Source organism: Parvibaculum sp. (assembly GCF_035511255.1).
Taxonomy (GTDB): Bacteria; Pseudomonadota; Alphaproteobacteria; order Parvibaculales; family Parvibaculaceae; genus Parvibaculum.
The window spans coordinates 1-8,164 of the sequence record NZ_DATKFR010000266.1; the positions used below are offsets into that span (position 1 = coordinate 1).

Here is an 8,164-nt window from a genome sequence, read left to right on the forward strand (position 1 = left end):
TGAAGCGGATGCACTCGGCGTCCGTTACCTGGCACAGGCAGGCTACGACCCCTATGCCGAAGCCGACTTTCTCGAAACCATGGCTGCGGAACAGGAACTCGATGACCGGCTCATGGGGCAAAAAGGCGGCAATACGGCCGACTGGCTGGCGAGCCATCCCGCCACGCCCGATCGTGTCAAGGCGGCGCGCGGACATGCAGGCGCGACGGGCATGGAGGTCGATGCGGGTGACCGCAATCGCGACGCGCTCCTGCGCGCCGTCGATGGCCTTCTTTATGGCGACGCGCCCGAGCAAGGCATGGTGCGGGGACGGAGCTTCGTCCATCCAAAACTCAGGATCGCCTTTACTGCGCCGCCGGGTTTCACCCTGATGAACACAACCAAGGCTGTCATCGGATTCGGGCCAGGCGGCACGAGAGTGAACTTCGATGCGGCGAAAAAGAGCGCCGATGTCGAGATCGGCGCCTATCTCGCCTCGATCTGGGCGGCGGATGTCGAACTGACGAAAATCGACCGCTTCACGATCAATGGAATGAATGCGGCGGGATCCGCGGCGCGGATCGGAAAATACAATGCGCGCCTCGTCGCGGTGGAAGCGGCGCCCGATACCGTCTATCGCTTTCTGATGGGCACTCTTCCGGCCGAAGGAACGCGCCACGATGCGGCGCTGCGCGATCTCGTCATGAGTTTCCATCGCCTATCGGAGAAAGAAGCGCGGGACATAAAACCGCTGCGCATTCGCGTCGTTACGGTCGGAAAGGGCGACACTGTGGAATCGCTTGGTGCCCGGATGGAATTTTCCGACCTCCGAACCGAACGCTTCAGGGTGCTGAATGGCCTTTCGCCGCGTGCCAAGCTGAAGCCCGGCATGCTCGTCAAGATCGTCACTGACTGAGCGTTCAGACTATCAGGCCTGCATCCTGCGGGTCCGGGACCTGGCGCAACAGAGACGCCTTGATCTTCTTCAGGGCGTGATGCTCGATCTGGCGAACGCGCTCTTTCGAGATGCCGAGGCGCGCTCCCAGCGTCTCGAGCGTCACGGGCTCGTCCTGGAGGCGGCGTTCGCGGATGATAACGAGCTCGCGGGCATTCAGGCTTTTTAGCGCCTCCTCGATCCAGCGCAGTCGACGATCCTGGTCGCGATGTTCGATGACCTCATCTTCGGGGAGAGGCCGATCGCAAGGAAGGAGGTCGAGCCATTCGGTCGTGATGTCTTCGCCGCCACTCTCGGCGATCGCCGCGTTGAGAGAGCGATCGCCTGCCGAAAGCCGCGCTTCCATCGTTTCGACATCGGCGACATTCACGCCGAGCTTGCGGGCGATAAAGAGACGATCTGCTGCGTCCAGGTTCTGACGCGTGCCATTGCCGATCAGCGCCCGAAGGCGACGCAAGTTGAAGAAAAGAGATTTATGTGCGGCCGTGGTCCCCGTGCGCACAATCGACCAATTGCGCAGGATGTAATCCTGAATTGCGGCACGGATCCACCAGGAGGCGTAAGTCGAAAAACGAACCTCGCGGTCGGGTTCGAAGCGGGCGGCGGCCTGCATCAGACCGACATTTCCTTCCTGCACGAGATCGCCATATGGCAGTCCATAATTGCGGAACCGCGTCGCGATTGAGATCACGAGCCGCATATAGGCCGTCGTGAGCCCATGAAGTGCATCCTCGTCGCCCTTGTTGCGCCAACGTCGTGCCAGTTCGAGTTCCGTCTCCGGATCAAGCAGAGGAAGGGTCATCGCATGTTTGAGGTAGCGATGGTTCGCGCGCTGCATTTCGCCGATTTCAGCATATGTCATGCCGTTCTCCTGCCGCCTGCTTCGCGTGACCCCTTCTTTCAAACGGCGCAGTGACAGGTTGGTTTCTGGTCAGGCACGGAAATCGTCGTCGTTACAAGTTTGCGAGCCGTACGAATGTCAGACACGCACACACCGAAAGACGAAGAGCACAAAAAAGGCCCGGCAATGCCGGGCCTTTTCAAATCGGTTTCCGATCCGCGACCGGTCAGGCGGCCTCGTTCTCGTCGTCCCCGACGGCGTCGGGTTTTGCCGCCTTCTCGCCGCGACCGGAGCCACCCTGAAGAGCCGCCTCGACCCGCTGGATGGCTGCGTCCTCGCCGATCCGTTCGACGGCGGCAACTTCGCGCGCCATGCGGTCGAGTGCGGCCTCATAGAGCTGACGTTCGGAGTAGGACTGCTCGGGCTGCCGCTCGGAGCGGTAGAGGTCGCGCACAACTTCCGCGATCGAAATCAGATCGCCGGAGTTGATCTTCGCTTCGTATTCCTGCGCCCGGCGGCTCCACATCGTGCGCTTGATGCGTGCGCGACCGCGCAGCGTCTCAAGCGCATTGTCGACCACGGCAGCGTCGGAGAGCTTGCGCATCCCCACCGCCGTCGCCTTGTTGGTCGGCACACGCAACGTCATCTTCTCCTTGTCGAAGTTGATGACGAACAATTCGAGCCGATGCCCGGCGACTTCCTGTTCCTCGATATCGAGAATCTGGCCGACGCCGTGGGCGGGATATACGACAAACTCTTTCGCCTTGAACGCAGGCTTGCTCACTGGTTTCTTCTCTTCCTTGCGGGGCTCGGTTTTCTCGGCAGGCTTTTCCGCCGACTTCTCCGGCAATTTGGGCGCGGTCTTCACAGCCGCGGACGTTTCGGTCTTGTGGGCCTTCGGGGCCTCGGCCTTGGGCGCTGCTGCCGTCTTGGCGGCCTCGGCCTTCGGCTTCCCTTGGGAAGGCTGGACGCCCTGCGTCATGCCGCTCAGCTTGGCGGCAGGCGCGACCTTTTTCTCGGGAGCCTTCGCGGCGGGCTTGGCGGGTGCCGGCTTGGCCGGCGCGGATTTGGTGGTTGGCTTTGCCTTCGCGGCCGGCTTGGCGGCTGCCTTCGCAGTCGGTTTGGCCGCCGGCTTAGAACTCTTGCTCGGCTTCACGGAGGCACTGGCCGCCCTGGCGCTGGATTTCGCAGGTGCCGTCTTGGCAGGTTTCGCCTTGGCGGCGGGCTTTGCCTTCGCGGCGGTCGACTTGGCAGCCTTTTTCGCTTTGGTCGTCATAGGTTTTCCTAACCCAAGGCGCCGACCGGAGGAGTTCCCGGCCGGTCTGGTCCCGTCCACGACACAGAAATCAACGACCCACGCCTGAAAAACGGCGACGCACCGCGCTACGATACTGGGGCAAGGGCCCGTCCCGCCAGCTCCCGGGATTATTTCTGCCTCGAAACTATCGAGGAGATCACCGGTCCAACCGGTAAGGCCGTCGGGCGGCGGATATGCTCGTCGGTTCGCGCTCTGTCTCGCGAGATTTCATTTTCGTGAGACAAACTATCATAAAGCGCGCCCAAAGGGAAGGCGGGCCTGCAAAAGGCATGTATTAACAGGGGGATAGGTTTCAGACCGTCCGGTCACCCCCTTTACAACTTCAGGCTGCAGCGCCGGGGTGGTTCCCCCGACGGACAATTGCCGTCTCGGACTGAGATCAGTCGCCCTCGCCGGGCTCAGGGCTGAAGAATTTTTCGAACTTGTCCGGGACACCCTGCATGTCGTCCGCGTCGGCAGGCGCTTCGCGTTTCACCGTGATGTTCGGCCACTTCGAAGCATATTCCGCATTCACTTCGAGCCACTGCTCGAGACCGGGCTCGGTGTCCGGCTTGATCGCCTCGGCGGGGCATTCCGGCTCGCAAACCCCGCAGTCGATGCATTCATCGGGATGGATGACGAGCATGTTGTCGCCCTCATAGAAGCAGTCGACGGGGCAAACCTCGACGCAATCCATGTATTTGCAGCGGATACAGGCTTCGGTCACAACATAAGTCATCGCATTCTCCATGACGCCGCGCCGTTCCCGGTCCGCGGCGTAGGCGCTTTGTTTGCCCGGCTCATTGACGGGGCTCGATCCCGAGCCGGGCCAAGACACGCTGGCGCGCCTGCCCGGATTCGCGATCGGGAACGTATATCAGCCCGGCGACGCGCCGCAACAGGTTGGCTTCAAAGTCGTCGAGAACGCCGTCGGCATAGACGACCTCCCACATCTTCTCGATGAGCGCGATGCGCTTGTCCTCGTCATAGGCACGCTTGATTGCTTGCGCCCAGCGGAAAAGATCCATGGTTTCGGCTTCCTCGCCCTCTGCGACCGCGATAAGGCGGTCGATATCGACGGGTGAGAGGCTGAAGGTCTCGGCCACGATGCGACGAATGGCCTCGCGCTCCTCCCTGCCGAATTCCGCGTCGGTGGTGGCGGCACGCACGAGGAGGGCGGCGACGGCGATCTCGAGATCATCGAAGCGCCGGCGCTCGTCGCTCTGGGGCGCACTCAGGAAGGCTTTAATACGATCGAGCATGTAAAATCCCGGCCGAAGCAACTCGGCGCGATTTGTGTTTCATTCCGATGAGTCGCCTTTCAGCGCCTCCGTTTGCCTGCGTTCCTTCTTGGTTGGCCGTCCGCTCCCGGCCTCGCGCAGGGGCCCAGCTGTCTTGTCGGCCGCAATGCGTGGCTGAGGTGGAGCCATGTCGTCATAGAGTGCGCGCGCTTCAGGCGCAGGTCCACGCCTCGTTCCCGGTGCCAACACCTTGACGACGCGGATGTGGTCCCCGAGAGGAAATGTAAGCACGTCGCCGGGCCGTACAAGCCGGCTCGGTTTGGCGCTCCGCTCGCCGTTGACGCGCATCTTGCCTGAAGCAACGAGCGCCGCCGCGAGTGTGCGGCTCTTCAACAGGCGTGCAAACCAGAGCCAGCGATCGATGCGCTGTCCGCCGGGATTGTCGCCGGTCGCCTCCATGCTTCAGTTGCTGCGTACGCGCTCTTTGAGCACGGCAAGCGCCGCGAAGGGCGAGTCCGGATCGATCTCGCGTTCCCGCCGTGGGGGCTTGGAACTGTACTCGCGACGCTCCGGACCCTTGCCGCCGGACTTTCCACCATGACGCTCGTCACGATCCTTGCTGCCATGGCGCGGCTTGCCATGCGGGCGATCGCCACCCTGACGGTCACCCTGGCGCTCGTTGCGTTTGCCGCGATTGTCGGGGCGGGCATCGGCGCGCTTCTCGCCGCCTGCTTCGCCGTCCTTCGGCTTCTCGCGGTTCGGGCGATACCGCTCGCGGCGCGACTGCGCGTCGCTTGCCGTTCCGGCCTCCGCGCCTTCGGCTTTCGCGCGTTCGCGGCGCGGACGTGTCTCCGGCTTTTGTCGGCGGATGGGACGCCAAATTTCGAGTTCGACGAGTTCGTCTTCCGCAACCGGGGCGACGGCCGTTGCGTCGCCTATCGTTGCGTCGCTTGCCATTGTCCCGCCAGTCGTGTCCGCCGGGGTCGCTTCAGCGGCCTCGCCAGCCGGAGCAGAGGCCTCAGCGGGCGCCTCGGTCGGGACGGATGCGTCGGCCGCCACTTCAGGTGGTGTTTCCACAGCCGGGGCGTTCTCTTCCACGACGCGCTCCGGCGTCGGCTCCACGGCCTCCTGCGGAGCGGGAGCGGTTTCCGCCGGCTCCGGCTTGTGTTCCGCGCCGGAATTCTTCACGACGACGATCACCGGTGTCGTCGATGCGATCGGCTTCTCGGCGGCCGGCTTCGGCGGCTTTACTTTTTCGAGGCGCGGACGATAACCGAGGCCTTTCAGAAGGTTCGAGAATTCCTCGCCGGAGCAGCCGACGAGCGACATCATGGCGGGCGTCACGATGAAACCGCCATTGTAGCTGCGATCCGCGATGACTGGCCGGATGAGGTCCGCGATGCGTTCCAGCATGTCGATGCGAACAGCGCGTCCGCCACAGAGACGGAAGCCGAGTGCATCGTAAAAGCCCATCGGCGCATTGGTGTCGCCGGGAACGGATGTCAGGCCCGGTGTCGGCGGCTGCGGCAGATCGATGAAATGATTTTCCGCTTCCTTGGGTACGTCCTTGCGCGCCAGCGCCCAGAGTGTCAGCAGGAGACGGGCGGGCGCGGGCTTCAGCAGCGCCGGCATGAAGATCGAATAGCTGCCGAAGCGCACGCCATATTTGCGGAGTAGGCCGCGCGCCGCCTGGTCGAGCGCGCGTATGTCTTCGGCGACTTTTTCACGGCGGAGCGAACCGAAATTCTCGACGAGCCGGAAGGCGATGCCACGGGCGAGACCCGTCACGTCTTCCGCGTCACGTAGAGTTACCAGCGGCGCGAGAACGCTTGCGACATGGGCCTTCAACCAGGCGTCGAGTCGCTGGGTCACGCTTTCGCGCGATGGGCCCTGCAATTCCTCGCCGGCAAGCAATTCGATGCGGGGGGTCAGCGAATTGTCGCTCGCCTTCAGTTCGGCGATGGGGCTTGCGTCCCAGATCAGCCGTCCGTGCTCTGACAAATGAATGTCGGAATCGGGTGCCGCCGCGAGCCTTGCCGCGCGGGCCGCGATCTCAAGCGCGATCACCGGTTCGGAGGCTGCGCGCAGCACACTGCCATGCACACCTTCGGCCTTCAGATCGGGGACAAACACAAAACCTTGGAGGCGGCCGACATACTCGCCTTCCACCAGAACTTCGCCGTCGCTGTTTACCGCCGCCATTAGATCCTCGTTCTGGCGCAGACGCTTCATCAGGACGCTGGTGCGGCGGTCTATGAACCGCTGCGTCAGGCGCTCATGCAAAGCGTCGGAGAGCTTATCCTCTATCTCACGCGTGCGCTCTTGCCAATGAGCAGGATTCTGGAGCCAATCTGCACGATTTGAAACATAGGTCCAGGTTCTGACATGGGCGATGCGGGTTGCCAGCGTGTCGATGTCGCCATCGGTGCGATCGACACGGGCAAGCTGGCCCGCGAGCCAGTCCTCCGAAATCTTACCGGAATCTCCCATCAGGAAGAGGTAAATTCTGGTCAAAAGGCCAGCATGTTCGCTGGCCAGCGTCTTTCTGAAGTCCGGAACCTGCGCGACGTCCCACAATCGGCGGATCGCAGCGGGCGCGCGGGCGATGCGCGCGACCTCCTCGTCGAGCACCATGCGGGCAAGGGCCTCGCCATCGTCGCCGCTCTGCGCGCGGGTGAGGCCCGGCCGCTCGGGGGAGCGTTCGAGGCTTTTCACGAGGGCAGCGACACTTCCGAATTCCAGATGCGGGTTGCGCCATTGCAACACATGTTCGGCATCGAAGACGTGATTTTCGATGCGTTCGATCGTGTCCTGCGCCAACGGTGCGGCTTCGCCGGTCACGCCGAAGGTGCCGTTGTTCATGTGACGGCCTGCGCGGCCGGCGATCTGGGCGAGTTCCGAAACGCGCAAGGGGCGGTGGAAATGGCCGTCGAACTTTGACGTCGCGGCGAAGGCGACGTGATCGACATCCATATTGAGGCCCATGCCGATCGCATCCGTCGCGACGAGAAAATCGACGTCGCCGGATTGGTAGAGCGCGACCTGCGCGTTGCGCGTACGGGGCGAGAGCGCACCCATGACGACCGCTGCGCCGCCGCGCTGACGGCGAATGAGTTCGGCGATCGCATAGACCTGATCGGCGGAGAAGGCGACGATCGCGGAGCGGCGCGGCAGGCGCGTGAGTTTTTTCGGGCCTGTCCATGAGAGTTCCGAAAACCGCGGCCGACTGACGAAGATCGTGTCGGGCAGAAGTTTCTGGATGAGGGCGCGCACCGTTTCGGACCCCAGCATCATGGTTTCAGAAAGTCCGCGAGCCCGCAGCAGCCGATCGGTGAAGGTGTGGCCGCGCTCGCGGTCGGCGGCGAGCTGGATTTCGTCGACGGCAAGGAACTGGACCTCGCGTTCGAGCGGCATCGCCTCGACGGTGCAGATGAAATAACGGGCCGATGCCGGGAGAATCTTTTCCTCGCCGGTGATGAGCGCGACGGTAGCCACGCCCTTCACTTTCACGACACGGTCATAGACCTCCCGAGCGAGCAGCCGCAGGGGCAGGCCGATCATGCCCGTCTCATGCGCCATCATGCGCTCGATGGCGAGATGGGTCTTGCCGGTGTTGGTTGGGCCAAGCACCGCCGTGATGCGGCGGGGAAGCCCGCCGGCGGGGTGTTGGGGAAGGGGAACGCTACTCATCTCAGCTAAATGCTCCGCCGGCACCATCGGCGCAAGACCGGTGTCGCGCAAGCCCGGGACCGGAGGTTAACACACGCCGCCGCCGGCATTGGAATATTGCGCGAACGAAGCATGTCCGAATCGCTCACCGCTTCGTTTTCGGTCTTCGTTCACGGCTAAAT

The 8,164-nt window shown here is 63.1% G+C and carries 7 protein-coding genes; 1 reads left to right on the forward strand and 6 read right to left on the reverse strand.

Annotation, left to right across the window (positions count from 1 at the left end):
* Positions 1 to 895 (forward strand): M48 family metalloprotease (locus VMR03_RS10640; RefSeq protein ID WP_325404994.1); only part of this gene is annotated, 895 nt, incomplete at its 5' end.
* A gap of 4 nt (positions 896 to 899) precedes the next feature.
* On the opposite strand, the gene VMR03_RS10645 is transcribed toward VMR03_RS10640, so the two are convergent.
* From VMR03_RS10645 to VMR03_RS10670, 6 genes are all read right to left on the reverse strand, one after another.
* Positions 900 to 1,796 carry an RNA polymerase factor sigma-32 gene (locus tag VMR03_RS10645; protein WP_325404996.1) on the reverse strand — a complete coding sequence of 299 codons (897 nt, stop codon included), beginning with the start codon at positions 1,794 to 1,796 and terminating at the stop codon, positions 900 to 902.
* Positions 1,797 to 2,001: 205 nt separating this feature from the next.
* The gene (locus tag VMR03_RS10650) at positions 2,002 to 3,051 is read right to left on the reverse strand and encodes a CarD family transcriptional regulator (protein ID WP_325404998.1); all 1,050 of its coding nucleotides are present in this window, start codon (positions 3,049 to 3,051) and stop codon (positions 2,002 to 2,004) included.
* Positions 3,052 to 3,472: 421 nt separating this feature from the next.
* On the reverse strand, positions 3,473 to 3,811 hold the full coding sequence (gene fdxA / locus VMR03_RS10655; RefSeq protein ID WP_325405000.1) for a ferredoxin FdxA: 339 nt from the start codon (positions 3,809 to 3,811) through the stop codon (positions 3,473 to 3,475).
* Between the two features lie 61 nt (positions 3,812 to 3,872).
* Positions 3,873 to 4,355 (reverse strand): TerB family tellurite resistance protein, encoded by a 483-nt coding sequence (locus tag VMR03_RS10660; protein ID WP_325405002.1) that lies wholly within the window; start codon positions 4,353 to 4,355, stop codon positions 3,873 to 3,875.
* Positions 4,356 to 4,373: 18 nt separating this feature from the next.
* On the reverse strand, positions 4,374 to 4,772 hold the full coding sequence (locus tag VMR03_RS10665; RefSeq protein ID WP_325405004.1) for an RNA-binding S4 domain-containing protein: 399 nt from the start codon (positions 4,770 to 4,772) through the stop codon (positions 4,374 to 4,376).
* A gap of 3 nt (positions 4,773 to 4,775) precedes the next feature.
* Positions 4,776 to 8,003, reverse strand: a complete 3,228-nt coding sequence (locus tag VMR03_RS10670) for a helicase-related protein (protein ID WP_325405006.1) — start codon at positions 8,001 to 8,003, stop codon at positions 4,776 to 4,778.
* Positions 8,004 to 8,164 lie beyond the last annotated feature (161 nt).